Annotated in this window: 1 protein-coding gene; it reads left to right on the top strand. The window is 54.0% G+C overall.

The annotated features are described in order from the left end of the window. On the top strand, positions 1–813 hold an 813-nt coding region (gene hisD / locus ACTHUR_RS13165; RefSeq protein WP_440398963.1), incomplete at both ends, for a histidinol dehydrogenase.

An 813-nucleotide genomic window follows, 5' to 3' on the forward strand; every position in this document is an offset into this window, starting at 1 on the left:
GAAATCATCATGGTCGTTCCCACTCCGAAAGGCGAGCGCAACGATATCGTGTTGGCGGCTGCTTTTGTGGCCGGTGTAACCAAAGTGTTTACGGTCGGAGGCGCGCAGGCGGTTGCGGCTTTGGCCTATGGTACGGAATCTGTGCCTCAAGTCGATAAGATTACCGGCCCGGGCAATGCCTTTGTCGCTGCGGCCAAACGACGCGTGTTCGGCGTGGTCGGTATCGATATGGTGGCAGGGCCGTCTGAAATTTTGGTGATTGCGGATGGTACGACGCCTGCCGATTGGGTGGCCATGGATTTGTTCAGTCAGGCGGAACACGATGAAATTGCACAGGCGATTTTGATCGGTACTTCTCAAGCGTATTTGGACGAAGTTCAGACGGCCATGAACTGCTTGATTGAAACCATGCCGCGCCGTGCAATTATTGAAGCTTCATTGGGTAACCGCGGCGCAATGATTTTGGCTAAAGACTTGGACGAAGCCTGCGAAATCGCTAACTATATTTCTCCCGAACACTTGGAATTGTCGGTTGAAAATCCGCAAGCGTGGGCGAAAAAAATCCGCCACGCCGGCGCTATTTTCATGGGACGCTATACCAGTGAAAGCCTTGGTGACTATTGCGCAGGCCCCAACCACGTTTTGCCGACCAGCCGCACGGCGCGTTTCTCTTCTCCTTTGGGAACATATGACTTCCAAAAACGCTCCAGTCTGATTCAGGTTTCAGAACAAGGCGCGCAGAAGTTGGGCAAAACCGCCAGCGTGTTGGCGCATGGCGAAAGCTTGACCGCGCACGCCAGAGCGGCTGAGTTT

This window comes from Neisseria sp. P0021.S007 (genome assembly GCF_051956855.1).